The sequence below is a fragment of the Komagataeibacter diospyri genome (assembly GCF_006538165.1).
GTDB lineage: Bacteria > Pseudomonadota > Alphaproteobacteria > Acetobacterales > Acetobacteraceae > Komagataeibacter > Komagataeibacter diospyri.
This window is the reverse complement of record NZ_BDLU01000037.1, coordinates 1-24628: the sequence shown is the minus strand read 5'-3', so window position 1 is coordinate 24628 and position 24628 is coordinate 1. Positions and strand designations below refer to the sequence as shown.

The 24628-nt window shown below is 64.0% G+C and carries 20 protein-coding genes; 4 read left to right on the top strand and 16 right to left on the bottom strand.

The features are described 5' to 3' along the window. Window positions 1–14: 14 nt before the first annotated feature. Genes MSKU9_RS08665 through gltX form a run of 8 tightly spaced genes read right to left on the bottom strand, consistent with a single transcriptional unit; the run spans window position 15 to window position 12223 of the window. Window positions 15–1721 (bottom strand): S41 family peptidase, encoded by a 1707-nt coding sequence (locus MSKU9_RS08665; protein ID WP_141260943.1) that lies wholly within the window; start codon window positions 1719–1721, stop codon window positions 15–17. Then, window positions 1718–3934 (bottom strand): ribonuclease R family protein, encoded by a 2217-nt coding sequence (locus MSKU9_RS08660; protein ID WP_141260942.1) that lies wholly within the window; start codon window positions 3932–3934, stop codon window positions 1718–1720. The genes MSKU9_RS08665 and MSKU9_RS08660 overlap by 4 nt, the downstream gene beginning before the upstream one ends. Window positions 3935–3966: 32 nt before the next feature. Then, window positions 3967–6714 (bottom strand): type I DNA topoisomerase, encoded by a 2748-nt coding sequence (topA, locus tag MSKU9_RS08655; protein WP_141260940.1) that lies wholly within the window; start codon window positions 6712–6714, stop codon window positions 3967–3969. A gap of 45 nt (window positions 6715–6759) precedes the next feature. Further along, on the bottom strand, window positions 6760–7935 hold the full coding sequence (gene dprA / locus MSKU9_RS08650) for a DNA-processing protein DprA (RefSeq protein ID WP_141260938.1): 1176 nt from the start codon (window positions 7933–7935) through the stop codon (window positions 6760–6762). Next, on the bottom strand, window positions 7932–8570 hold the full coding sequence (gene plsY / locus MSKU9_RS08645; RefSeq protein ID WP_141260936.1) for a glycerol-3-phosphate 1-O-acyltransferase PlsY: 639 nt from the start codon (window positions 8568–8570) through the stop codon (window positions 7932–7934). The genes dprA and plsY overlap by 4 nt, the downstream gene beginning before the upstream one ends. Further along, window positions 8567–9862, bottom strand: a complete 1296-nt coding sequence (locus MSKU9_RS08640) for a dihydroorotase (RefSeq protein WP_141260934.1) — start codon at window positions 9860–9862, stop codon at window positions 8567–8569. Before MSKU9_RS08640 ends, plsY begins: the two co-directional genes overlap by 4 nt. After that, a complete protein-coding gene (locus MSKU9_RS08635) occupies window positions 9859–10824 on the bottom strand; it encodes an aspartate carbamoyltransferase catalytic subunit (RefSeq protein WP_141260932.1) in 966 nt (321 codons plus the stop codon). The genes MSKU9_RS08640 and MSKU9_RS08635 overlap by 4 nt, the downstream gene beginning before the upstream one ends. Continuing rightward, complete coding sequence (gene gltX, locus MSKU9_RS08630; RefSeq protein WP_141260930.1) at window positions 10817–12223, bottom strand: glutamate--tRNA ligase; 1407 nt, start codon at window positions 12221–12223, stop codon at window positions 10817–10819. The genes MSKU9_RS08635 and gltX overlap by 8 nt, the downstream gene beginning before the upstream one ends. Before the next feature lie 114 nt (window positions 12224–12337). On the opposite strand from gltX, the gene MSKU9_RS08625 reads away from it, so the two are divergent. Next, window positions 12338–14533: a ComEC/Rec2 family competence protein gene (locus MSKU9_RS08625; protein ID WP_141261183.1), complete on the top strand. Its 2196-nt coding sequence runs from the start codon at window positions 12338–12340 to the stop codon at window positions 14531–14533. Window positions 14534–14690: 157 nt separating this feature from the next. Here MSKU9_RS08625 and nth read toward each other — a convergent pair whose 3' ends face one another. Continuing rightward, on the bottom strand, window positions 14691–15410 hold the full coding sequence (gene nth / locus MSKU9_RS08620; protein ID WP_141260928.1) for an endonuclease III: 720 nt from the start codon (window positions 15408–15410) through the stop codon (window positions 14691–14693). Window positions 15411–15600: 190 nt separating this feature from the next. Between nth and MSKU9_RS08615 the strand changes: the two genes are divergently transcribed. Beyond that, complete coding sequence (locus MSKU9_RS08615; RefSeq protein WP_227002431.1) at window positions 15601–17385, top strand: ABC transporter ATP-binding protein; 1785 nt, start codon at window positions 15601–15603, stop codon at window positions 17383–17385. Window positions 17386–17501: 116 nt separating this feature from the next. Here MSKU9_RS08615 and MSKU9_RS08610 read toward each other — a convergent pair whose 3' ends face one another. Genes MSKU9_RS08610 through hisB form a run of 7 tightly spaced genes read right to left on the bottom strand, consistent with a single transcriptional unit; the run spans window position 17502 to window position 22118 of the window. Beyond that, on the bottom strand, window positions 17502–17879 hold the full coding sequence (locus MSKU9_RS08610) for a histidine triad nucleotide-binding protein (protein WP_141260924.1): 378 nt from the start codon (window positions 17877–17879) through the stop codon (window positions 17502–17504). A gap of 24 nt (window positions 17880–17903) precedes the next feature. Further along, a complete protein-coding gene (locus MSKU9_RS08605) occupies window positions 17904–18314 on the bottom strand; it encodes a phosphoribosyl-ATP diphosphatase (RefSeq protein ID WP_141260922.1) in 411 nt (136 codons plus the stop codon). A 31-nt stretch (window positions 18315–18345) separates the two neighbouring features. Then, a complete protein-coding gene (hisF, locus tag MSKU9_RS08600) occupies window positions 18346–19107 on the bottom strand; it encodes an imidazole glycerol phosphate synthase subunit HisF (protein WP_141260921.1) in 762 nt (253 codons plus the stop codon). Continuing rightward, window positions 19107–20459: a 1-(5-phosphoribosyl)-5-[(5-phosphoribosylamino)methylideneamino]imidazole-4-carboxamide isomerase gene (gene hisA, locus MSKU9_RS08595; protein ID WP_141260919.1), complete on the bottom strand. Its 1353-nt coding sequence runs from the start codon at window positions 20457–20459 to the stop codon at window positions 19107–19109. The genes hisF and hisA overlap by 1 nt, the downstream gene beginning before the upstream one ends. Further along, the gene (gene hisH / locus MSKU9_RS08590; protein WP_141260917.1) at window positions 20456–21136 is read right to left on the bottom strand and encodes an imidazole glycerol phosphate synthase subunit HisH; all 681 of its coding nucleotides are present in this window, start codon (window positions 21134–21136) and stop codon (window positions 20456–20458) included. The genes hisA and hisH overlap by 4 nt, the downstream gene beginning before the upstream one ends. 8 nt (window positions 21137–21144) lie before the next feature. Continuing rightward, entirely contained in the window at window positions 21145–21525 is a 381-nt protein-coding gene (locus MSKU9_RS08585; RefSeq protein ID WP_141260915.1) for a hypothetical protein, read from the bottom strand. After that, on the bottom strand, window positions 21522–22118 hold the full coding sequence (gene hisB, locus MSKU9_RS08580; RefSeq protein WP_141260913.1) for an imidazoleglycerol-phosphate dehydratase HisB: 597 nt from the start codon (window positions 22116–22118) through the stop codon (window positions 21522–21524). The genes MSKU9_RS08585 and hisB overlap by 4 nt, the downstream gene beginning before the upstream one ends. A 176-nt stretch (window positions 22119–22294) precedes the next feature. On the opposite strand from hisB, the gene MSKU9_RS08575 reads away from it, so the two are divergent. Both MSKU9_RS08575 and ubiM read left to right on the top strand, forming a co-directional pair. Next, window positions 22295–22882, top strand: coding sequence for a nitroreductase family protein (locus MSKU9_RS08575; RefSeq protein ID WP_141260911.1), 588 nt, complete (start codon window positions 22295–22297; stop codon window positions 22880–22882). A 203-nt stretch (window positions 22883–23085) separates the two neighbouring features. Beyond that, a complete protein-coding gene (gene ubiM / locus MSKU9_RS08570) occupies window positions 23086–24267 on the top strand; it encodes a 5-demethoxyubiquinol-8 5-hydroxylase UbiM (protein WP_141260909.1) in 1182 nt (393 codons plus the stop codon). Window positions 24268–24628: the final 361 nt, after the last annotated feature.

Genomic DNA, 24628 nt, shown 5'->3' with positions numbered 1-24628 from the left:
CGCATGGTTGTGGCTTACCCGCCACCGGGCGGGGGTGGCCCTTCTTCGGGTATGGTGGACAGGGCGGCATGGTACTCGACCGGGTTATCCAGCAGGGAATGGGCGGCATCAAGATCACCATCCGTGCCGATCGCGGCGGGACAGGCCTTGCGTATGGTCAGGATGCGCGCCAGGTCCACGGGATAGCGGACCTGGCGGGCGGCCGCGATCCATTCCCGGCTGTCGGCCGCGCCTTCGGCCAGGTCCTGCAGCTGGCGTTCCAGTTCGCTTTCCCCAAGGCTGGTGCAGACCTGGGGCATGACGCCCAGTCCCTGCAGGGGCCAGCCCAGCGGCGCCAGCACGCGACTCCATGTCACGAACAGTTCGGCCCCGTTGGGCATCTGCCCGATGGTCTGCACCAGTCCCTTGCCCAGCGTGGCGCTGCCTATGACAACGCCGCGTTTCTGGTCGGCCAGGGCTGCGGCCAGTATCTCGGCGGCGCTGGCGGTCCGGCCATCGACCAGGACAATGATGGGCAGGCCATTGGTCATATCGCCCCCCTGCACGGCCCAGACATGGTTGGCCTGCGGGTCCCGTCCCTGTGTTATGGCCGCCACACCGTGGTCCAGCATCAGGGCAGATGTGGTGACCGCCTGCTGCAGCACGCCACCCCGGTTGCCGCGCAGGTCGATGATCAGGCCCGAAATGCCGGGAACGTTCATCGCTTCGTCCAGGTACTGGCTCATTTCCTCCGCCGTGTTGGCGGAAAAGGCGGTGATGTGCAGGACGACGTGCTTGCCGCTGGTATAGGCGAAGACGGTTTCGGGGGGCGTGGAGGCCCGGTGCAGCGTGACCGTGCTCCGCCGTCCCTTCGACTCGACGGTTATGCGGACAAGGCTGCCATTGGGACCGTTTAGCCATGAGGTCACGGTATCCAGGCTGTGGGACTCGGTGGGACGTCCGTTGATCGCGCGTACGATCTGGCCCGCTGCAAGGCTGGTTGGCCATGCGGGGCCATTCGCGTTGACGGCTGTAATGATGATGGCGTGATGGTCCAGCCCCAGCGTCAGGCCCGCCGTGGCCTCACCCCCGGTGCGGATGCTGCGGTCCGATACGGCCGCCCCCGGCGGGACATAGCGTGAATACGGGTCGAGATGGTTGAACAGTTCATCAAAGAAACCCTGCAGCACGCCATCCTGTCCCGTGCTGCGCATGGCGGGGGAGTGATGCCACGCCACATCCAGTATGCGGGTGATGGCAGCACTCCATCCCGTTACGTCGTCCGGCGCGGGGACAGGCAGGGCGAGTACGGTTTTCTGCGTCGCGGCCAGTTGCAGGAAGCCGTGCTGTTCCTCGATGCTCAGCGACGGGTCCAGCGCGCTCAGCCCGTTCAGGCCCCATAGCGCGAAATCACGGATCTCATGGCTGTCCAGTGTCCGGGGCTGCAGGAATGACAGACTCGCCTGAATGACCGAGGAAATGACCCCAAGGTCCATGCTGGCGGCATCGGTCGTGTCCACGCTGTCTTCATGCATGGGGGGCTGGGGCGTGGGGGTGCGCGGGGTTGTGGGCATGTCATCGGCACAGGCGGCCGTGGTCAGCCGGATGATGACAAGCAGCAGGACAATGGTGTCACGCGGGATATGCCCGAGTGTGGAGATACGGCGACGCCACATGCTGGCGTTTTCCCGTCCCGTGGCCTGCGGGCGCAGGATGATGACCGGAAACCGGCTGCGTTTCATGTCCGCCGCCTGCGGTGGCTGGGTGGGGCATCGGGCAGTGCCAGCAGGACTGTCCCCCGGATGGCGCATGCTTCTTCTATCCGTACGCGCAGGGCCTGACCGGGGCGGAATACCATGGTCGTATCGCGTGCGGTCAGTGTCTGCGTTTTTTCGTCATGATGCCATTGATCTTCCGGCAGGGCAGACATGGGCAGCAGCGCGGAGGTGCCGGTTGCATCCAGCACGGTGAAAATGCCGAATCGGGACAGGCTGGATATATGCGCGTCCATGACCATGCCCACGCGGGCCTGCAGCCATGTGGCGGCGTAGCGTTCCAGTGTTTCGCGTTCGGCCTGTGCCGCGCGGCGTTCGGTGCGGGTAATGGCGATACCCGCTTCCTCCAGTTCGTCATGGCCGGGGGCCGGACCGGGTTCCAGCCCGATGGCCACCAGCAGGGCGCGGTGGGTCAGCAGGTCGGCATAACGGCGGATCGGACTGGTGAAATGGGCATAGGACGCAAGGGACAGGCCAAAATGCCCGACCGGTTCGGGACTGTATTCCGCCTGGTTCTGCGCGCGCAGGATCAGTTCGTTTACCAGTCCGGCCTGGTCGGTATCGCGTACCTGACGCAGCACATGGTCAAGGTCGGCGGCGCGCAGGCTGCCCACAGGCGGCAGCTTCAGGCCCATGGTGTCCAGCGTGCGGCGCAGGCTTTCCAGCCGTTCGGGCGTCGGTGGTGCGTGGATCCGGTACAGGCAGGGCAGGTGCCGTCCTTCAAGGCAGCGGGCGGCGGCGACATTGGCCGCGATCATGAATTCCTCGACCAGCCGGTGGCTGTCGAGGCGGATACGTGGCGCAATGGCCGCAATCCGCCCATGGTCATCCAGCCGCACCAGCCGTTCGGGCAGTTCAAGGTCCAGCGTGCCGCGCTGCGCCCGTGCTGCCGACAGGCATCGCCATGCCCCGAACAGACTGTCCAGCAGTCCGTCGGGCAGGCCGGCGATGGTGGTGTCCGGTGCGCCGTCACGCGCTTCCTGCACCTGTTCATAGGTCAGGCGCGCGGCACTGCGCATGATGCCGCGCCCGAAGCGGGCATTGCTGATGGCGCCATTGGCCGCCACATCCATGTTGACGAACAGACATCCCCGGTCTTCCCCCGGTCGCAGCGAGCACCACCCGTTGGACAGGTCTTCGGGCAGCATGGGGATCACCCGGTCGGGAAAATAGACCGAATTGCCCCGCAGACGGGCTGCGCGGTCCAGTGCGCTGTTCGGTCGCACATACCATGCGACATCCGCGATCGCGACGGTGATGCGGAAACCGTCGCCAACAGGTTCGGCATAGACCGCATCATCAAAATCCCGTGCATCCGCGCCATCAATGGTGACCAGCGGCATGTCACGCAGGTCGGTGCGGTCCTGTGCCGCCACGCTACGGGCGGCCTTTGCCTGTGCCAGCGCCTCGGCCGGGAAGACATGCGGGATTCCCAGCATGGCTACCGAGATCATGCTTATGGTCCGGGCATCCCCCTGCGGGCCAAGGCGTTCAATGATTTGCGCGGGATGCAGCCCCGGTCCGGACTGGGGCAGGGGAGTGGCAATGACGATTTCGTCATCAGGGCTGTCCGCGTCCTCGCCCATGGGAATGACCCATTGCGCCTTCGCCCGCCGGTCGGCGGGGGTCAGCGTGCCGGCCGGGCGGTAGCGGGCGGGTGCGGACGCCATGGGGTCGGTTTCACTCAGGGTGCGGAACAGGCCCACGACCTGCATCGGCGCATCGGTCAGGCGGCGTAGCGTGCGGCCTTCATATTTGCCCGGTCCGATGCGACGCAGGCGGGCGACCACGCGTTCGCCCGGCGCAAGTGCGGCGCGGCCACGCAGTTCCGGGTGCATGAAGACGACGGGGGCATGTCCTTCCCCATCCCACTGCACGGGGCGGGCGATGGGGTCGCCATCGGAATCCGTGCCGGTCACCTGCACGACCATGGATTCGGGCAGGCGGTCCGAAACACGGAACCGTCGCGCGCCCGCAGGGGCCAGTGTGCCATCCAGCGCCATGTCGCGCAGCATCTGCCGCAGGGCCTGCCTGTGTTCCGGTCCCAGCCCGAATTCCCGGCAGATTTCGCGCTTGCCGATCCGCCCGGTTGCGTTTTCGATAAACGCGCGAAGCTGTTCACGATCCGGCAGGCTGCCCGCACGGGCCTGTGGCGTGCCCGTGGGCAGGGGGTCCGGCATCTCGGAAGTTGCTGGACGCTGCCGTTTCATGATCAGTCAGTCTCGCTTTCAGTCTTGGCCGGACTGGCCTTCTTGCGGGTCGTGGTCTTGCGCGTGGTCGTTTTGGCTGCCGTTTTGGCTGCCGTTTTGGTCGCTGTCTTGCGTGGGGCTGCCTTCTTTTTGGGGGCGGCTTTCGCCTCGTCCGCGCCCTCTGCTCCCTCTGCCGTCTTGGCCCTGGTCTTGCGGGCGGCGGGCTTGCGGGTGGTGGTCGTCTTCTTGCCCTTGGCTTTCAGCGGCTTGCCCTTTTCGGTCAGCAGCGTCAGCGCCTCGTCCATGGTCACATCGTTCATGTCCTGCCCGCGCGGCACGGTGGCCACGATCGAGCCATGCTGCACATAGGGACCAAAGCGGCCCTTGCGCACCATGACCGGCTCGCCATCCCTGGGATGGGGACCAATGGTGCGGATGGATGCCAGCTTTTTCGCCAGCGCATCCACCGCGCGGTTCAGGCCTACGGTCAGGACATCATCGTCCTTGTCCAGCGACCCGTAGACCGCGCCCATTTTCACATACGGCCCGAAGCGGCCCAGACCGGCCTCGATCGGTTCACCCAGTTCGGGGTGGATACCCACGATGCGCGGCAGGGACAGCAGGCCCACGGCCTGTTCCAGCGTGATCTTGTCCCCATCCAGCCCACGCGGGATGGTGGCGCGCTTCGGCTTGGCCTTCTTGTCCTCGGGGTCGGGTTCGCCCTGCTGCACATACAGGCCCCACGGGCCACGGCGCACGGTGACTTCCTCGCCCGTGGGGGCATTGCCCAGCACGCGCATGCCATCTTTCAGCGCCGCTGCGTCCTCGCCTTCCTTGGAAGGGTCAACCACCAGTTTGCGGGTGTACTGGCAGGTGGGATAGTTGGAACACCCGATGAATGCGCCATAACGCCCCAGCTTCAGCCCCAGACGCCCGGTGTGGCAGGCGGTGCAGACGCGCGGGTCCTGCCCGTCCTCGCGCTGCGGGAAGAAATAGGGGGCAAGGTCCGCATCCAGCGCCGTGATGACGTCTGAGATTTTCAGGTCCTTGGTCTGGTCCACCGCGTGGGAGAAATCGGACCAGAACGCGGACATGACATCGCGCCAGTTGGCGCGGCCGCCGGAAATGTCATCAAGCTGTTCTTCCAGCCCCGCCGTGAACTGCGTATCGACATAGCGTTCAAAGAAGGAGGTGAGGAAGGCCGTGACCAGCCGCCCCCTATCCTCAGGCACGAATCGCCGGTTTTCCAGCTGCACGTAATTGCGGTCGCGCAGTACGGTCAGGATCGAGGCGTAGGTGGAGGGACGGCCAATGCCGATTTCCTCCATCTTCTTTACCAGCGATGCTTCCGAATAACGCGGCGGCGGCTGGGTGAAGTGCTGTTCCGCCGCGACATCACCCCGCCCGATGGCGTCGCGTTCCTTCATGGCGGGCAGCATGCGGTCCTGATCGTCATCCGCCCTGGCGGGGGAATCGTCGCGGCCTTCGCTGTACAGGCGCAGGAAACCATCAAATGCAATCATGGAGCCGGTGGCGCGCAGGGTCACGCGCTGCTGGCGGTCCACGATATCGACGGCGACCTGATCCAGTTCGGCCGACTGCATCTGGCTGGCGACCGAGCGTTTCCACACCAGATCATACAGCTTCTTCTGCTCGGGTGAGAGGTAGCGCGCCATGTCGGCTGGCGTGCGGCGCACGTCGGTCGGGCGGATGGCTTCATGCGCTTCCTGCGCATTCTTGGCCTTGGTGGAATAGATGCGGGCTTTTTCCGGCACGTATTCCGGGCCGAAGCTGTGGCCGATATGGCCACGGATGGCCCCGATGGCCTCGCCCGCCATCTGCACGCCATCGGTTCGCATATAGGTGATCAGGCCGACCGTCTCACCACCGATGTCAATGCCTTCATACAGCTGCTGGGCCGTACGCATGGCCACCTGCGCGCCCATGCCCAGCTTGCGTGATGCTTCCTGCTGCATGGTCGATGTGGTGAAGGGCGGTGGCGGGTTGCGGCGGACCTTGCGGCGTTCAACCTTTTCAACGCTGAAGTCGCCTGCCTCCACCGCCGCCTTCGCGTCCATGGCGCGGGCTTCGTTGTTCAGGTCGAACTGGTCCAGCTTGTGCCCGTCCAGATGGGTCAGCCGTGCGGAGAATGCAGCCCCGCCCGGTGTGGTCATGCGCGCGATGACCGACCAGTATTCACGTGGCTTGAAGACCTCGATCTCCGCCTCGCGCTCGCAGATCAGGCGCAGGGCGACCGACTGCACGCGCCCCGCGCTGCGCGATCCGGGCAGCTTGCGCCACAGCACGGGCGACAGCGTAAAGCCCACGAGGTAGTCCAGCGCGCGGCGGGCGAGATACGCCTCGATCAGCGGGAAATCCAGTCCGCGCGGGTGGGCCATCGCGGTCTTGATGGCGCTTTTGGTGATTTCATTGAAGGTAACGCGTTGTACGTCGATCCCCCTGAGGAGGTTCTTCTCCTCCAGGATCGCGCGTACGTGCCACGAAATGGCCTCGCCCTCACGGTCGGGGTCAGTGGCGAGGTAAAGGTGTTTTGCCCCACGCAGCGCCTTGGCAATGGCCGCAATCTGGCGGCTGCCGCGCTCGTCGGTTTCCCACACCATGGCAAAGCCTTCGTCGGGCTTGACGCTGCCATCCTTGGGCGGCAGGTCGCGTACATGCCCGAACGAGGCAAGAACCGTGTAGTTATCACCCAGATACTTATTGATCGTTTTCGCCTTGGCTGGCGATTCGACCACCACGACGTCAGTCATTCTGTCTCCGGATCACGATTCTAAAACCTTGTATAATCCCGGCTGTCAGGCGGGGGGTGGACGCCGCACGACCATATCCCCCGCAAGGAATTCGATCGTGCCCGCAATCTCCATTTCCGACAGGACGGTCAGGACTGCTGCTGTCGAGAACTGGCAGCGCCGTACGAGATCGTCAACAGGTGATGGCGTGAAAGATAGAAAACCCTCTATCATTTCATGTAGGTCGCCCGTTCCCTCCGGGGGGGCGGCAGGCGGCGGCGCGGGCATGGCCCGTGGCCGGGATTCATGGCGGGGAGCGGGACCACGCGCCGTTGCAACCGATGGCGGTGCCTGTAGGGGAAATAGCGTGGTTTCTTCCATGAATTCAGGTAGTTCACGCAGAATGTCACGTTCGTTTTCCGTCAGCACCGCGCCCTGGCGCAACAGGTCGTTGCTGCCATGGCAGCGCGGGTCCAGCGGCGATCCGGGCACGGCAAATATGGTGCGGTCATATTCCAGCGCCATGCGTGCGGTAATCAGGCTGCCTGAACGCAGTGCCGCCTCGATCACAACGCAACCCAGCCCCAGACCGGCAATCAACCGGTTGCGGCGCGGGAAATGCCGGGCCTGCGGTACAGTGCCCAGCGGGGCTTCGGTCACAACCGCGCCAGTACGTGCGATCTGGTCCTGCAGGGCGTCATGTTCGGGCGGATAGGGACAGTCCAGTCCCCCTGCAATGGCCGCCACCGTGCGGCCTGCCGTCATGGCACCACGATGGGCTGCGGCGTCGATCCCACGCGCCAGCCCCGACACGGTGTCCACACCGTGGGCGGCCAGTAATGCTGCCAGGCTTTCCGCCATGCGGATTCCGCCCGATGAGGCATTGCGCCCGCCTACGATTCCTACCATGCGATTCGCCAGCAATGCGGGATCACCCAGAACGCTTAATACCGGTGGCGCGTCATGCAGGCGGGCCAGCAGGGGCGGATAGCCGGGCTGTCCATGTACCAGCAGGTGCGCGCCCATATCCTGCAGACGGTCGATTTCGCGTAATGCATCATCGCGCGGACAGACAGGCCCCACGCTGCGGCTTATGCGCGTTGCCCCGCGTTCGAGCATGTCGAGTGCTGCATGCACGCTGCCATGCGTGCGGACAAGGCGGCGGTAGGCGACCGGGCCGATGCCGTCCGTCCGCGCCAGCCGCAGGCAGGCCAGCACCGTTGCGGCATCGGGTAAGGTCATGCGCTTTTCTGGCCGATCCTGGGTTCCGTGCCTTTCAGCAGGCGCATGATGTTGGCGTGATGGCGGATCAGGATCATCATCGCGATCAGGCCACCCGCGACATAGGCGGGAGAGGAAAAGTCGATCCGTCCCGGCCGGATCATGAGCAGCGGCAGGGCCGCGAAGGCAATGATCGCCCCTGCCGATGAAATGCGCGTGACCTTGGCAAAGATCAGCCACAGAGCGCAGCAGCACAGACCGACACCGGGCATGAGGGCAAGTATGCAGCCCAGCCCGGTCGCAACTCCCTTGCCGCCACGGAATTTCAGCCATACGGGAAAGCAGTGTCCCGCCACGGCAAAGACGGCAGCCAGGGATTCGGCAGCCAGCGTATGGAACGGGCACAGCACGAAAGCGCAGAAAACCGCGAAAGCCCCCTTTGTGCCATCCAGCGCCAGCGTGCCTGCCGCCAGCCCCTTGCGCCCGGTGCGCAGCACGTTGGTGGCCCCGATATTGCCCGACCCGATCTTACGGATATCCCCGTTGCCCGACAGTGCCGTCAGTACCAGCCCGAAGGGGATGCTGCCGATCAGGTAGGACAGGAACGCAACCGCCGCCATAAGCGGCAGGTCGTAAGTGGGAATGCCGTAAATCATGCGGCGGTAGTCCCGAATACGCGTCGTCCGTTTTTCCATGTGCCCAGCACGCGGCCTTCCAGCGCCCGGCCGTCAAACGGGGTATTCTGGGCCTTGCCCGGCACTTCGCCCGCCCGCACGATCCACCCGGTATCGGGGTTGAACAGGCACAGGTCGGCAGGTCGGCCCGCAACCAGCGTCCCGGCCCCGCTGCGCAGCACGCCAGCAGGGCGATGGGTCAGCAGGCCAAGGGCGTCCATCATGCTGATCGTGCCTGAATGTACCTGTGCCATGGTTACGGCCAGCAACGTGTACAGGCCCGTTCCCCCGGCGGCGGCTACGGCAAAGGGCTGGCGTTTATCATCCGCGTCGCAGGGCATGTGGTCGGATGCGACAGCATCGATCGTGCCATCTGCCAGCGCCGCGCAGACCGCCTGCCTGTCTGCTTCCGTACGCAGCGGCGGCGACAGCTTGGCATAGGTGCGGAAGTCCCCGATCACGGTTTCATTCAGGTCAAAATACGGCGGCGCGGTATCGCATGTCACCCTGATGCCATCTGCCCTGGCCGCCCGGATCAGGTCCAGCCCCTCGGCGGTGGAGACATGGCCGAAATGCAGCCGTCCCCCCGTCATGCGCGCAAGGCGCAGGTCGCGCGCGATCAGGATGGCCTCGGCCGCCGCCGGTATGCCCGGCAGCCCAAGGCGGGTGGCCAGTTCGCCATCGGTCGCACACCCGCCGCGCGCCAGTGACGGGTCTTCGGGATGCTGGACGATCAGCGCGTCGAATCCGCGCGCATAGGTCAGCATCTGCCGCATGGTGCGGCTGTCGGCAATGGCGTGGGGACCGTCGGTAAACGCAATGGCGCCCGCTTCGGCCAGCAGGCCGATTTCCGCCATTTCCTTACCCGCGCATTCCCGTGTCAGCGCGCCATAGGGCAGGATGTCGATCATGCCCGTTTCCTCGCCGCGCGCACGCAGCAGGCGGGCAAGGGCGGGGTTGTCTATGGTCGGGCTGGTATTGGGCAGCACGGCGATGGTGGTGATGCCCCCGGCAACCGCAGCCTTTGCCGCGGACAGCACCGTTTCACGGTATTCATAACCGGGTTCGCCAATTGTGACCCGCATGTCCACCAAGCCGGGGCACAGGACAAGCTGGCCGCCGCCATCCACGATTTCGGCCCCTTCCGGCACGCCTTCGGCCTGCGGCAGGTCGGTGCCGGCAATCACGCCGTCCTTCACCAGCAGGCGACCGGGGCGGTCAAGGGCGTTTGCGGGATCGATCAGGCGGACATTTTCAAACAGGACCGGCTTCATGCGCCATCTCCCCCACGGGAGAGGATGTCCAGAACCGCCATGCGCACGGCAACCCCCATTTCCACCTGTTCACGGATTACGCTCTGGTCGGAATCGGCAACACGGCTGTCAATTTCCACGCCCCGGTTCATCGGGCCGGGATGCATGACCAGCGCATGCGGCTTCGCCAGTGCGAGGCGTTTGTTGTCCAGTCCGTAGAAACGGAAATACTCGCGCGCACTGGGCACCTGCGTACCTTTCATGCGTTCGCGCTGCACACGTAGCATCATCACCACATCCACCCCGCGCAGGCCGTCTTCCATCGTATGGTGGATGCTGACCCCCAGCGCCCCGATGGCGCCGGGAACCAGTGTTGGCGGCCCCACCACGCGCACCTGACAGCCCATGGCGGTCAGCAGGTGGATGTTGGAGCGTGCGACACGGCTGTGGCTGACATCACCGCAGATGGCGATGGTCAGCCCTTCGAACATGCCGAAATGACGGCGGATGGTCAGCGCATCGAGCAGCGCCTGTGTCGGATGTTCATGCGTGCCGTCACCGGCATTGACCACGCTGGCCTGTACCTTCTGCGCCAGCAGGGCGGGCGCGCCGGACTGCGAATGGCGCACCACCAGCAGGTCGGTATGCATGGCGTTCAGGGTGGCTGCCGTATCCAGCAGGGTCTCCCCCTTGTTGACCGAGGAACTGGCAACCGTCATGTTCACCACATCCGCGCCCAGCCGCTTGCCCGCCAGTTCGAATGAGGTGCGCGTGCGGGTACTGTCCTCGAAAAACAGGTTGATCAGCGTGCGCCCGCGCAGCAGGTCACGCGGGGTTTTGCGCGAGCGGTTGAGCAGCGCGTAATGTTCCGCCAGATCAAGGAAGGGCGTGATCCGGGCGGGATGCATGCCCTGCACGCCCAGCAGGTGGCGCGCCGGGTGGGTCAGGAAGACATTGCTGCCATGGCTGCCGCGCTCACTCATGGGCGGCAACCGCGTTGATGCGCGCCAGCACTTCGTCACGGCCAAGGGCCGCCAGCGTATCATCGATGCCGGGCGACATGGTGCTGCCGGTCACGGCGGCGCGCAGTGGCTGCGCCACCTTGCCCAGCTTCATTTCGTGCGTTTCGGCAAACTGGCGCAGGGTCGCGTCGATGGCGTCCTTGTCAAACGGCGCCGTCGCCTTCAGGGCTTCGGCCAGCCTGCCCAGCATGACGCGGTTCTCAGGCGTCAGCTGCTTTTCGGCCTTGGGATCGAACGAAAGCGGCAGTGAACGACCAAGAAAGGCGGCGTTATCCGCCAGTTCCACCAGCGTCTTCGCACGTTCCTTCAGTCCCGGCATAAGGGCCAGCACCTTTGCGCGTGTTGCGTCGGAGGTATCAACGCCCTCCATCCTGCCCAGGCGTTCCATCACGTCATTGGTCAGACGCGTGTCATCGGCCTGACGCAGCCATACGCCATTGATGTGCAGCAGCTTGGCGTAATCCATGCGCGATGGCGAGCGGCCCACGCCATCGAGGTCGAACAGTTTGATCTGTTCTTCACGTGACAGGATCTCGGCATCGCCGTGGCCCCAGCCAAGACGCAGCAGGTAGTTGTTCAGGGCTTCGGGCAGGTAGCCCATGTCACGGAATTCAACCACCGACTGCGCCCCGTGCCGCTTGGACAGCTTGGCGCCGTCCGGCCCGTGGATCAGCGGCAGGTGGGCGAAATGCGGCAGGTCCCAGCCCATGGCGCGGTAGATCATGGCCTGGCGGAAGGTGTTGGTCAGGTGGTCATCGCCACGGATTACGTGGGTGATGTCCATGTCATGGTCATCCACCACCACCGCAAGCTGGTAAACCGGGGTGCCGTCGGCGCGCAGGATGATCATGTCATCCAGTTCGGCATTGGCCACGCGCACGTCGCCCTGCACCAGGTCGTGGATGGTGGTTTCCCCCTCACGCGGGGCCTTGATGCGGATGGTGTAAGGGGTATTGGCGGGGGCTTCGGACGGGTCGCGGTCGCGCCACATGCCGTTGTAGCGGGGAGGACGGCCCTCGGCCATCGCCTTCTCACGCATTTCCTTCAGTTCATCCGCCGTGCAGTAACAGCGGTAGGCCAGCCCTTTTGCCAGCAGTTCATGCGCCACTTCGGTATGGCGCGCCTGCCGGGTGGACTGGAATACCGGTTTTTCGTCTGAGTGGATATCCATCCACGCCAGCCCGTCGAACAGCACATCGACCGCTTTCTGGGTCGAGCGTTCTCGGTCGGTATCCTCGATCCTGAGCAGGAACTGGCCACCGTGATGGCGGGCATAGAGGAAATTGAAAAGGGCGGCACGGGCGTTGCCGATATGCAGCAGGCCGGTGGGGCTGGGAGCAAAACGCGTACGGACAGTCATGAGCCGGTTCTTTATCATGTTTTCGCCCTGCTGACAGGGGGCAGTCTGGCCTGTGTGCCATCTCCACCGGTAGGGTGTGCATTCCGGCCACGCATGGGCATGGTCGTGTCACGGGTGCAGATCATTACGGGGGTTGTCCTGCCGCGCCAGCATATTGACCGCATCAGGGCCGGACTTTCGCACGTGAATGCGGGCGTCAGTGCATGGCTGTGGGGGCAGCATGCCCGTTTCGCGCTGTGGCTGCCTGTCCTGCTGGCGGCGGGTGCTGCCGTGTATTTCATGCTGTCATGGGAACCTTCGGTCACATGGGCGTGGGGGGCTGGCATGGTGGTCGTGGCGTGTGTGACCGCGCGGCTGGTATGGGGCACGGGGCTGCTGGTACGCATCGGTAGCGGTATGGCGGGCGCATGTGCGGCGGGGGCATTGCTGGCATGGGTGCAGGCGCACCACATGCCGCCGTTTCCCGACCTGCCCCGCCGGGCGGTGCATCTGTCGGGTCAGGTGCTGGATGTGGACGCGCAGGTCCTGCGCGATGGCACGCAGGCATGGCGGGTGCGGCTGGCGGATGTCCGCTTTCTTGATGGCATCAATATCGGTATGCCGCCGCTGCGCCGTGCCCTTCTGCTGCGGCTGCGGCCTGATAACGCCTGCATGCCCGTGCCGGGTGATACCGTTCTGGCGCGGGTGATGCTGTCACCGCCTGCCTTTCCCGCCCTGCCGGGTGGCTATGATGCCCAGCGCCGTGCATGGTTTGACGGGCGGGCGGGCAGTGCGCGTGCGCTGGATGGAGTGATATGTCTGCATGGGCAGGCTCCGATCGGCATGTCCAGCCGCATCGCCAGTGTGCGGCAGGCCGTGGCCCGACGGATTCGCACGGCCCTGCCGGGCGTGCGCGGCGATATCGCGGCAACCGTTCTTGTGGGGGCGGATGGCGTGATTGCACCTGGCGTGCGGGATGCCTTTGCCGATGCGGGGCTGGCCCACCTGCTGGCGGTGGCGGGGCTGCACCTTGCCATTGTCATGGGGCTGGTCATGGCGGTGGTGCGCATGGGGCTGGCGCTGTCCGAACGCGCGGCCCTGTTCTGGCCATGCAGGCAGATTGCGGCGGTATGTGCGCTGCTGGCCGGCGGAGGATATGTCATCATCACCGGCGCGCACCTGCCGGCACAGCGCAGCCTGTTCATGGCGGGCCTTGCGGTCATGGCGTTAATGGCGGGCAGGCGGGTGATGTCGATGCGGGCCCTGGCGATGGCGGTGACCGTCCTGTTGTGCCTGAATGCGGAAAATGTGGTCGAACTGCCCCTGCAGATGTCGGCTGCGGCGGTAATGGCACTGATCGCCGGTTTCGATGCGCTGCGCCCGTACCTGTCGGCATGGGAACATGACATGACGTGGTGGCGCAGGGCTGGCGCGTGGCTTGCTCACCCCCTGCTGGCCAGCGTGCTGGCGGGTAGTGCGTGCATTCCCATCGGCATGGCGCATTTTGGCACGGTGCAGCCATGGTTCGTGCTGGCCAACCTGCTGGCGGTGCCGCTCATGTCGGTGTGGATCATGCCATGGGGACTGGCGGCTTTCATGCTGTTGCCGCTGGGGTGGGAAAAACTGGCGCTGCTTCCCATGGGGTGGGGGATCGGGCTGGTGGCATGGCTGGCGCGGCAGGTGGCCTGCCTGCCGGTAGCGCATATCAGGATGCCTGCCATCAGCAATGGCGGGCTGGCATTGTTTTTTGCCGGGTTGTGCTGGCTGTGCCTGTGGGGTGGGCGCGGACGGCTGCCGGGATTCGTCCCGGTTGTGCTGGCGCTGCTGTCGCCGTGGTGGGTGGCACGCCCGGCGGTGATGGTGTCACCCGACGCGCGGATGGCGGGTATTGCCGCGGGCCATATGATCCTGACCGGTCCCGGGGGGCATCCCGATCCGTTCGTTTTGCAGGAATGGCAGCGGGTGACGGGGCAGGATGCAGGGCTGTTGCCGGATTACGGCAGGCAGGGACCGGTATCCTGTCAGGCAGGTGCGTGCCGCGTCCGGGGACGGGTGGGGGATATTGTGCTGCTGTTATCCGTGTCGCGGCCGGGACAGGCGTTATGTCGTGATGCCCGCATGGTGGTGAACCTGTCAGGTCAGGCTGGCTGTCCCGATGTCCCGGTAATCGGGCGTTTCGACATATGGCGCAATGGGGCGCATGCCCTGTTTGCCCCTTATGATGGCGGTGTAACGGTGTGGGCTGACCGGCAGGTGCGCGGGACACGGCCATGGGTCATGCGACCCGGAGGGGCAGGCATGCCTGACCTGCCGCTGGCCCGCACGGAATAGGGGCCGTGCCATCCATCGTTTGCGGCCGTGACCGCAGGACATTGTGCATGCATGAGATCTGTCGGGGGCAGGGCGGAAAAAACCTGCGCCTGTCAGATATCCTGAAAATCAGAAGTTGTTGTGGGCTCATCGTTCCCGGACCGCCATGCCTGTCCATTCATTCCGGCGAAGGGGGCGGGATTCTGTCCGGGCCTGTCGCACGCAGGTCGTTCTTCATGCGGTACTGGCACGGGTCAAAGGCGGGACAGCGCCAGCATTCGGGCTTGCGGGCCTTGCAGACATACCGCCCGTGCAGGATCAGCCAGTGATGCGCGGGGCGCAGCATGTCGGAGGGAATACGGCGGACAAGCTGGTCCTCCACCGCGCGCGGTGTCGTGCCGGGCGCCAGGCCCGTGCGATTGCCAATACGGAAAATGTGGGTATCGACCGCCATGGTGCTGTCGCCAAACGCCACGTTCATGACCACGTTCGCGGTCTTGCGTCCCACGCCGGGCAGCGATTCAAGGGCCGCGCGGTCATAGGGCACCCTGCCGTCAAAGCGTTCGAGCAGCTGCTGCGACAGGGCCACGACATTACGCGCCTTGGTCCGCCACAGCCCGATGGTGCGGATATGTGCGCCGACCTTTTCTTCCCCCAGTTCCACCATGGCCCGTGGCGTGGGCGCATCACGGAACAGTGCCTTTGTCGCCCTGTTGACCGAGGCATCGGTCGCCTGCGCCGACAGGACCACGGCAACCAGCAGGGTATAGTCGTCCACGAAATCAAGTTCGCTTTCGGCATTCGGGTTGGCAGAGGCCAACCGGGTAATGAAGGCGCGTACTTCCGCCAGTGTCATGGCGCGGCGCGCGGGTTTCTTCGGGGCTCTGGCTGTTGTCATCTGATACTCGCAGGCATTGGATCGCCCGGCATTGTGCGGCGTTGCAGGGGGCGGTGTAAATCACCCGGCCCTCTGGCCGCGGCCATTATCCTTGCGCATGGCTGCTGCGGAGGCTAGTCGTTCCGGCCCCGGCGGTGCATGTGTCCTGAACGCATGGTCGTGCGGTTTCCTGCATCAGGGCGTGTTGGCAATGGCATCCTTTTTCTCCCGCCCGGCATCGGGACGACATGAGTTTTCCGCCGTGCTGGGCTTTGTCTGGCGCAGGTGGTGCGCGCATCCCGGCTTTCTTGCATGGACACTGGTAGGGATTGCATCTGCCACCGTGGCTGATGTGATGATGCCACTGGTGGCGGGCTGGCTGGTCAATGATGTGTCTCAGCCCGCGCGCCATGCTGCGGTCCATCGCGCCATATGGGATGTGGTCGGCCTGGCCGTGCTGGGTCTGGGTGGCATCATTGCGCGGCGCACGGCCTATATCGGCATTACCCACCTGACATCGCGCGTCATGGCCGGCATCGTGACCGAGGTGTTCGCACGCGTGCAGCGGTTTTCCAGTGAATGGCATGCCTCCAACTTCGCCGGGTCAACCGTAAGGCGCATCACGCGCGGGATGGGGGCGGTCGATACGCTGGGCGATACGCTGCTGCTCATGCTGGTGCCGGAGGGGATCGTGCTGTGCGCCACCACTGCCGTACTGGCCTTTCACTGGCCGCTTATGGGGATGGTGCTGGCGGTGGGATCGGCGGCCCTGGTAGTGCTGTCGGTCATGCTGACGCTGCGTTACGTGGCACCGTCCGCGCGTCTTGCCAATGCTTGGGATACGCGCATGGGCGCGACCCTGTCGGATGCGGTAACATGCAATGCCGTGGTAAAGGCATGCGGGGCGGAAGCGCGGGAGGATGCGCGTCTTGCATGGGTCGCGGGCCGCTGGCGGCAGCGCACGGTGCGGTCATGGCTGCGCGGGACGGACAGCGCCAATCTGCAGAACCTCGCCGCCCTCATCATGCGCATGGTGCTGATCGCAGGGGTGGCGCTGTTATGGATGCATGGTCGCGCGGGACCGGGGGACGTGGCCTATGTGCTGACGATGATGTTCGTGATCCAGGGATACCTGCGTGACATCGGCCAGCAGATTTCTGTCGTGCAGCGTTCGGTCAATGAAATGGAGGAACTGGTTACCCTGTTCCACACGCAGCCTGCAGTGGCCGATTGTCCCGGTGCTGCGACATTGCGCGTGATGCAGGGCCATATCCGTTTCGAGCATGTGCGCTTTGGCTATGAACGCCAGCATGGCAGGCTGCTGTTTGATGACCTGAACCTTGATATCGCGCCGGGCAGCAAGGTGGCCCTTGTCGGCCCGTCAGGTTCGGGCAAGACCACACTGACCCGGCTGCTGCAGCGCCTGTATGACGTGCAGGGGGGACAGATCACGATTGACGGGACGGATATCGCCACCGTCACGCAGTCCAGCCTGCGCGGGCAGATCGCCATCGTGCCGCAGGAACCATTGCTGTTCCATCGTTCTCTGGCGGAAAACATTGCCTATGGCCGACCCGATGCCACGCTGGCTGAAATCGAACATGCGGCCCGGCAGGCCAATGCAGCGGACTTCATCGCCCGCCTGCCGCGCGGTTACGCCACCATGGTGGGGGAACGCGGCGTCAAGCTGTCGGGCGGGGAGCGCCAGCGCATCGCCATCGCGCGCGCGTTCTTAAGCCATGCCCGCATCGTCATCATGGACGAGGCGACATCCAGCCTTGATTCCCGCTCCGAAATGCTGGTCCAGCAGGCTATGGAACGGCTGATGGCCGGGCGCACGGTGCTGGTCATCGCCCACCGGCTGTCCACCGTGATGGGGCTGGACCGCATTATCGTCTTCCGCCGTGGGCATGTGTGCGAGGACGGCCCCCACGCGGTGCTGATGGCGCGTGAGGGCGGACTCTATCGCGGACTGTTTGAACTTCAGTCCTTATAGGTATCACTGGAAAACACCCAGTAATCATAAGGCCGTTTTTTGGTGGGGATTTTTTCAAAAAAGCCGCACCAAAAAACGTTTATTTCCTGATCAGAAGGTTGTTTTTAAAGAACCATTTAGCCCGGCAGCATGGCGCCTAGCGCCCTGCCGCCAAACAGGTGGACATGGAAATGCGGCACTTCCTGTCCGCCCTCCACGCCCACATTGGACAACAGGCGGTAGCCGGGCGTTTCCAGCTTCAGGTCACGTGCAACCTTGCCAACCGCGCGGGTGAAACCGGTGATTTCGGCATCCGTCGCATTGCTGCTGAAATCGGCAAAGGAGACAAAAGGTCCTTTGGGAATGACCAGCACATGCACCGGCGCCTTGGGGGCGATGTCATGGAAGGCGAGGGCGTATTCGTCCTCATAGACTTTCTTGCACGGCAGTTCGCCACGCAGGATACGGGCGAATACATTCTGCGGGTCGTAGGGTCCGGTGCCGTTGACGGCCATGGGTATTCTCCTGTTTGCGGGGGATCAGGCCAGCGGGTCGTGCGGGCGCGACGCCTTTTCCGCGACGCCGCTGGTGCCTTCGCGGCGCAGCAGTTCCGTCCAGACTTCCGCCGGTTTCACCCCGGCATCCACCCACATCACGATCAGATGGTACAGCACGTCGGCACTTTCGCTGACCAGTTCACCCCGGTTGCCGGCCACGGCCTCGATCAGGCATTCAACGGCTTCCTCGCCAAATTTCTGCGCGATCTTGCGGCGACCGCGCGCCAGCAGGCGGGCGGAATGGCTGACCGACGGATCCGTTCCGCGCCGGGATTCCACAACATCGAACAGGCGGTCCAGCACATCAGGGGTGGCAGGCCCCACCGCTTCCAGCTTAAGGCTGGCGGCGGCTTTTGCCGGGGCGTTCTTGCGGGATTTTTCTGGCTTGGCCATCACAATGCTCCGATAGGCAGGAAATAAGGAATCAGTCGCTAAGGCGGACCGGCAGGCCCGCTGCCGCCAGCGTCTGCTTGACCTGTGGAATGGTGAACTGGCCGAAATGGAACACGCTGGCGGCCAGCAGGCCGGTCGCACCCGCGCGCGCGCCTTCGACAAAATGTTCCAGCTCTCCCACCCCGCCAGAGGCCACGATGGGAATGCGCACCGCCCTGTTGGCCGCGCGCAGCAGGTCAAGGTCGAACCCCTTGCCCGTGCCGTCGCGGTCCATGCTGGTCAGCAGGATTTCGCCAGCACCCCGTTCGGCCACTTCGCGGCACCAGTCGATGACGTTGCGCCCGGTAGGGGTGCGGCCACCATGGGTGTAGACTTCCCATGATCCATGGCCGTCACTGCGTGCATCAATGGCGACGACCACGCACTGGCTGCCGAATTTCCGTGCTGCCTCACTGACCAGTTCGGGGCGCGAGACGGCGGCCGAGTTCATGGCGCATTTATCAGCACCTGCCAGCAGCAGGCGGCGCATGTCATCCGTAGTGCGCACGCCGCCGCCCACCGTCAGCGGCAGGAAGATACGTTCCGCCGTGCGGCTGACGACATCAAGGATGGTGTCGCGGTTTTCATTGCTGGCGGTGATGTCGAGAAAGGTCAGTTCGTCCGCCCCTGCTGCATCATACACGGCCGCCTGTTCCACCGGATCGCCCGCGTCACGCAGCGAGACGAAGTTGACGCCCTTGACCACGCGGCCATTCTTGACATCCAGGCAGGGGATGACACGCAGCTTCAGCATCAGGACAGGACCCGCAGGGCTTCGCCCAGATCGATGCGTCCGTCATACAGCGCGCGCCCTACGATCACGCCCTCGATGCCCGGCGCCCGTGCAGTCGCGGCGCGCAGGGCTTCAAGGTGTTCAAGGTTGCCGACCCCGCCGCTGGCGATGACGGGAATGGACAGGGCATTGGCCATGTCGGCGGTCTGTTCGATATCAATGCCCGTCAGCATGCCATCGCGGCTGATTTCGGTAAAAATGACGGCGGCGACGCCTGCATCCTGCATGCGCTGGCCCAGTTCCACGGCCTTCATTTCCGATGTCTCGGCCCAGCCTTCGGTCGCGACCTGCCCGCTGCGCGCGTCAATGCCCGCCACGACCCGTCCGGGGAACAGGCGGCAGGCCTCACGCACCAGTTCGGGGTTCTTGACCGCGATGGACCCCAGGATCACACGGCTGATTCCGGCATTGAGCCATTTGCCGATGCTGTCCAGATCACGCAGCCCGCCACCCAGCTGCACCGGGACGGAGGCATTGGCGATGATGGACTCGATTGCTTCTGTATTGGCTGAACGCCCCGCGAAGGCGCCGTTCAGGTCCACGACATGCAGCCAGCCGCATCCGGCATCGATCCATGCCCGCGCCTGTGCGCCGGGGTCATCGGAATAGACGGTGGCGTTATCCATTTCCCCCCGGCGCAGGCGCACGCATGTGCCGTCCTTGAGGTCTATTGCGGGATAGAGTGTCAGGCTGTGTCCGGTCACGGGGGCATGTCCTGCTGCAGGAATGGGGGTTGAAGCCGCCTGCGGGTGGGCGGGTACGATCCGCTCGTCATCCTGCAGGCGCTTGGTGAAGAACAGGCCGCGCACGGTGCGGCCGTCGGTGCGGGCGTAGCTGGGGTGGGTGCCCCAGTGGTGGAAACCGCTGCTGCGGAACAGGCGCACCGCGTCGGTCTGGGTTTCGCGCACATCAAGGTTGATGATCTGGTATCCCATGCTACGCGCGCAGCTTTCCACTTCGTTCAGAAGCAGGCGGCCCAGCCCCAGCCCGCGGGCATAGGGGGCGATATAGAAATGCATGAGTGTCGCACTCATGGCCTGTGCTTCGTTATTGCGCGGCGGGCGGACAAGCTGGGCCGATCCCACGATCATGTCATCCAGCCGCGCAACAAACATCTGGCGTTCGGGCACCAGCAGGACGCCACGGAAATACCGTTCCAGTGTTTCACGCGGCGGCGGGGCCAACCAGCCAAACCCGCCACCTTCCAGAATGGCGGCGTTGGTCGCATCACACAGGGCATGCAGGTCATCTTCATGCATCCGCTGCACGCGTTCGGCATGGATCGTGCCGGCAGTAGGGGCCTGCCGTGTCATGTCATGCGGTCCGGCACGGGCGTCCAGCGCAGGAAATTGGACAGGATGCGCAGGCCCACCTTCTGGCTTTTTTCCACATGGAACTGCGTGCCCGCCCGGTTGCCGCGCGCGACGATGGCGGGCACCGTGCCGCCGTAATCGGTGGTTGCCACCATGTCGGCCGGGTCATATCCACGCAGGGCGAAGGAATGGACGAAATAGCCATGGGCTTCCACCGGCAGGCCTTCGGTCAGCGGGTGGATGCCGGGCGTGAACTCAAGCTGGTTCCACCCCATCTGCGGCAGGCGCAGGTCCGGGGCGTCCATCAGGGCGATTTCGCCCGCGATCCAGCCAAAACCGGATGTTACCCCATGTTCGCGCCCGCGTTCGGCCATAAGTTGCATGCCGACACATATGCCAAGGAAGGGCGTGCCGTTATCGGTCGCGGCTACAATGGCGTCATGCAGGCCGGGCCGGGCGGCAAGGCCCGCCGCGCAGTCAGCAAATGCGCCCTGTCCGGGCAGGACGATCCGGTCGGCCTGCATTACGGCCTGCGGATCGGCGGTGATGGTGACGGTGGCGTCAATGCCACTGTCGGCCGCCGCGCGGGACAGGGCGCGGGCCGCGGAGGCAAGGTTGCCACCGTTATAGTCGACCACCACGATGGATTGTGCGGAAGAATGCGCGGACGTGGGCATGGGATGCCTCATGATACGGGGGAAAGGGGACGGGACCGGTCATGGTCCATCCAGCGCAGCACGGCTGCCTTGGGGTCGGTGGCGTAAACGCCGCGCACGGGCCGGTAGCCACGCAGGCGCAGTTCCCACTGCCGCAGGTCCGGAGCGTTCAGCGCCAGGATAAGGTGCAGTCCGCCCAGAATCGGCAGGGCGACCGGCAGTGGCAGCAGTTGTTCGATCAGAATGGCCGCTCCCCCTGCGATCAGTCCGCTGATCCAGCAGCCACGCAGCAACAGCCCGACCCATCCGCACAGCAGCACCAGCCACGACATGCGCCACGCCACCATGACCGGCCATGCGGCAGGTCCTGTTGCGCGGGCAGGGGGCAGCAGGGCGGAATGGAATGTCACAGGCTGCCCTTGGTGGACGGGATGATCCCGCCCGAGCGTGGGTCGGCCTCGCCTGCGGTGCGCAGCGCGCGGGCCAGCGCCTTGAAGGCGGCTTCGGCGATATGGTGGCAGTTATGCCCCGCGCGCTGGATGACATGTAGTGTGACCAGCGCGCTCATGGCGAAGGCGCGGAAGAATTCCTCGAACAGTTCGGTATCCATTTCCCCGATCTTGTCGCGTCCGAAGGTGACGGACCATGCCAGGAAGGGGCGGCCAGAAATATCCACCACCGCTTCGCACAATGCCTCGTCCAGTGGCACGGTGGCGCTGCCGTAACGGCGGATACCACGCTTGTCGCCTATGGCTTTGGCAAAGGCCTTGCCCAGTGCGATGCCGGTATCCTCCACCGTGTGGTGGTAATCGATATGCAGGTCGCCCTTGGCGGTAATGTCCAGATCGCACATGCTGTGACGGCCGAGGGCTGTCAGCATGTGGTCAAAGAAGCCAATGCCGGTATCGATATGGGTCTGTCCCGTGCCATCAAGGTTGATGGTGACGGTAATGTCGGTCTCGCTGGTGGCGCGGTGGACCGTGGCTGTGCGCGGGGTGTTCATGCCTCCCCTTCTATAGAAGCCCGTAGCCGGAATCCATACCGATCCCATGGCGTTGGCCACGCATGGCGGGGTGGATATTGGCAGGACGGGATACTTGCTGCATGGTGTCGTGTCATGACACCCGCCATCAGGCCATGGACTGTCAGCGGGCGCCCAGTTTATCAGGGAATGACCATATGACATCGCTCGATCTTCTTCTGTCGCGCTTTTCCACCGACGCGCTGATGGAACCAGCACCCGCGGGGGACGTGCTGCACGCCATCCTGTCTACCGCCATGCGCGCGCCCGACCATGGCAAGCTGCGGCCGTGGCGTTATGTGCTGGTGGAAGGAGATGCCCGGCCCGGACTGGCACAGCGCGTGGTGGCCAGCATGAAGCGTCTGGACCCGAATGTTGAACCCGCCAAGATCGAGAAGCGCCTGTCGCGTTTTTCCACCATGCCGCTGACCATCGTGCTGGGCATGCACCTGTGCCCCGAACACAAGATTCCCCTGATCGAGCAGGAACTGGCGGTAGGTGCCGCGGCGATGAATATCCTCAATGCCCTGCATGCCACGGGTTTTGGCGGGGTGTGGGTCAGTGGCGATGTGGCCTATGATCCGGAGTTCGCGGCCGAACTGGGTTTTCCCGCCCCACACAAACTGGCGGGTTTTCTGTTTGTCGGCACGCCAAAGCCGGATGCGACCGCGCCGAAACGTCGTCCGGTTGACGGATATGTGGCCAATTGGACGGGAAGCCCCGTGCATTTCGGCGCAGATGCATGATCTGGAAAAGCCTTCTTGAAATAACCGGTTGATAGATAAAGTAAAAGTTTTCAGGTGCCGTCTTTTTGAAAAAAGGCGGCGTTCTTCGAAGTGTTTTGAAAAGGGCTTCTCCGGAAACTTCTTTATAACTGGCAGGATACCTCAGGGGCAGGCTTTTCAGACAACCTCATCAGGGCGGCAGATGGACAGGAAACAGGCAGGCAATGGCATATTGTGATGTAACCATAATGGGTGGCGGTCCGGCAGGGCTGGCTGCGGCCCTGTCGCTGGAGGCCTGTGGCCTGTCCGTCGCGGTGCTGGAACGTGCCCCGCAGCCGCGCTGGGCCGAGCCTGCCTTTGATGGGCGCGAAATCGCCCTGACCCATCATTCGGTTTCGGTGCTGAAGGAACTGGGGGCGTGGGAACACATCCCGCAGGTCGCCATTTCTCCCCTGCGGGAAGCGCGGGTGGAAACCGGGCGCAGCAATCATCCCCTTACATTCGATACGCAGGGGCGCGGCGTTGATGCGCTGGGTTATCTTGTGTCCAACCACTGCATCCGGCGCGGGCTGTACCTTGCAGCCAGCCAGCGTCCCGGTATCCGCCTGCTTGGCGGCACTTCCACCCAGCATATCCGGCGCATAGGGGAGGATATGACGGTCGTGCATGACGGGGGCGAGATCACATCCCGCCTTGCAGTAGGGGCGGATGGACGCTTTTCCCAGATCCGCCGCCTGCAGCGCATTGGTGCGGTCATGCATGATTTCAAACGTGCCATGCTGGTCTGTCGTATGGCGCACGATCTGCCCCATCACCATGTGGCGACCCAATGGTTTGATGAAGGGCAGACAATCGCATTGCTGCCTGTCAATGGTGGCGCGTCCTCTATTGTCCTGACACTGCCGGTGGAGGAGATCGAACGCCTGCGTAAGCTGGAACGCGATGCCTTCAATGCCGAAATCATGCAACGCGTGGGTGGACGGCTGGGCAATATGCGTCTGGTCAGCACGCGGCATGCCTATCCCCTGCGTGGGGTCTATGCCCATCGCTTTGCATCTCCCGGCTTTGCGCTGATTGGGGACGCGGCTGTGGGCATGCACCCTATTACCGCCCATGGATTCAATCTTGGCCTGAAAGGTCAGGAAGCACTGGCACAGGAAATCCAGGCAGGTCTGGCACGCGGTGAATCGCCGGGCAGTCTATCCGTCCTGCGGCGTTTTGAACGCAGACACCGTCTTGCAACCGCACCCCTGTTCGCCGCCACCAATGGAATCGCCACGATTTATACCCGTGATGAGCCTGCTTTCCGTGTTTTACGCCAGGCTGGGCTGCGAGTGGCCGATGCCCTGTCCCCTTTCAAATCAGTTGTCACGAATATGCTGATGGATCGTGATCGCGCGGCCTAGTGCGGTTTTTTGCCTATTGGCCTGAAAAAGCGCGGTGATTTTTTTAGGCTGCATGCATTTTTATGATTGACGGTAGTGAGAGTGGGTCCTATATCCCCAATCACCGGCGGCGCTGAGGAAACTTCTTGAGCCTTTCCGGTGGATTTGCTAGGTTATTCGGCCCTGTTGGGTTTTGGTCTTTGACAAGAGAATAGAGAGAGTATCTGGAAGGGATATGCTGGCGGCGCGGTTGTTGCTCTTTAGGGGGTAATGACTGGCGGTCTGGACTGGGTGAGACTGGTCTGGGTAGCTTTGCGTATCTTTTTAGGAATATGCGTTGAGTGTTTTGAAGCTGTATGCGGGTTTATCCTGTTTTATGGTT

Excerpts from the sequence above, each read along its gene's own strand:
- MSKU9_RS08575 (WP_141260911.1), top strand. The coding sequence starts at position 22,295 with ATGACATCGCTCGATCTTCTTCTGTCGCGCTTTTCCACCGACGCGCTG.
- nth (WP_141260928.1), bottom strand. The coding sequence starts at position 15,410 with ATGACAACAGCCAGAGCCCCGAAGAAACCCGCGCGCCGCGCCATGACA.
- ubiM (WP_141260909.1), top strand. The coding sequence starts at position 23,086 with ATGGCATATTGTGATGTAACCATAATGGGTGGCGGTCCGGCAGGGCTG.
- MSKU9_RS08660 (WP_141260942.1), bottom strand. The coding sequence starts at position 3,934 with ATGCCGGACCCCCTGCCCACGGGCACGCCACAGGCCCGTGCGGGCAGC.
- topA (WP_141260940.1), bottom strand. The coding sequence starts at position 6,714 with ATGACTGACGTCGTGGTGGTCGAATCGCCAGCCAAGGCGAAAACGATC.
- hisH (WP_141260917.1), bottom strand. The coding sequence starts at position 21,136 with ATGCCCACGTCCGCGCATTCTTCCGCACAATCCATCGTGGTGGTCGAC.
- plsY (WP_141260936.1), bottom strand. The coding sequence starts at position 8,570 with ATGATTTACGGCATTCCCACTTACGACCTGCCGCTTATGGCGGCGGTT.
- MSKU9_RS08610 (WP_141260924.1), bottom strand. The coding sequence starts at position 17,879 with ATGGCCGTCAACGGCACCGGACCCTACGACCCGCAGAATGTATTCGCC.
- hisB (WP_141260913.1), bottom strand. The coding sequence starts at position 22,118 with ATGAACACCCCGCGCACAGCCACGGTCCACCGCGCCACCAGCGAGACC.
- MSKU9_RS08665 (WP_141260943.1), bottom strand. The coding sequence starts at position 1,721 with ATGAAACGCAGCCGGTTTCCGGTCATCATCCTGCGCCCGCAGGCCACG.
- hisF (WP_141260921.1), bottom strand. The coding sequence starts at position 19,107 with ATGCTGAAGCTGCGTGTCATCCCCTGCCTGGATGTCAAGAATGGCCGC.
- MSKU9_RS08640 (WP_141260934.1), bottom strand. The coding sequence starts at position 9,862 with ATGAAGCCGGTCCTGTTTGAAAATGTCCGCCTGATCGATCCCGCAAAC.
- MSKU9_RS08615 (WP_227002431.1), top strand. The coding sequence starts at position 15,601 with ATGGCATCCTTTTTCTCCCGCCCGGCATCGGGACGACATGAGTTTTCC.
- gltX (WP_141260930.1), bottom strand. The coding sequence starts at position 12,223 with ATGACTGTCCGTACGCGTTTTGCTCCCAGCCCCACCGGCCTGCTGCAT.
- hisA (WP_141260919.1), bottom strand. The coding sequence starts at position 20,459 with ATGACACGGCAGGCCCCTACTGCCGGCACGATCCATGCCGAACGCGTG.
- dprA (WP_141260938.1), bottom strand. The coding sequence starts at position 7,935 with ATGACCTTACCCGATGCCGCAACGGTGCTGGCCTGCCTGCGGCTGGCG.
- MSKU9_RS08605 (WP_141260922.1), bottom strand. The coding sequence starts at position 18,314 with ATGGCCAAGCCAGAAAAATCCCGCAAGAACGCCCCGGCAAAAGCCGCC.
- MSKU9_RS08635 (WP_141260932.1), bottom strand. The coding sequence starts at position 10,824 with ATGAGTGAGCGCGGCAGCCATGGCAGCAATGTCTTCCTGACCCACCCG.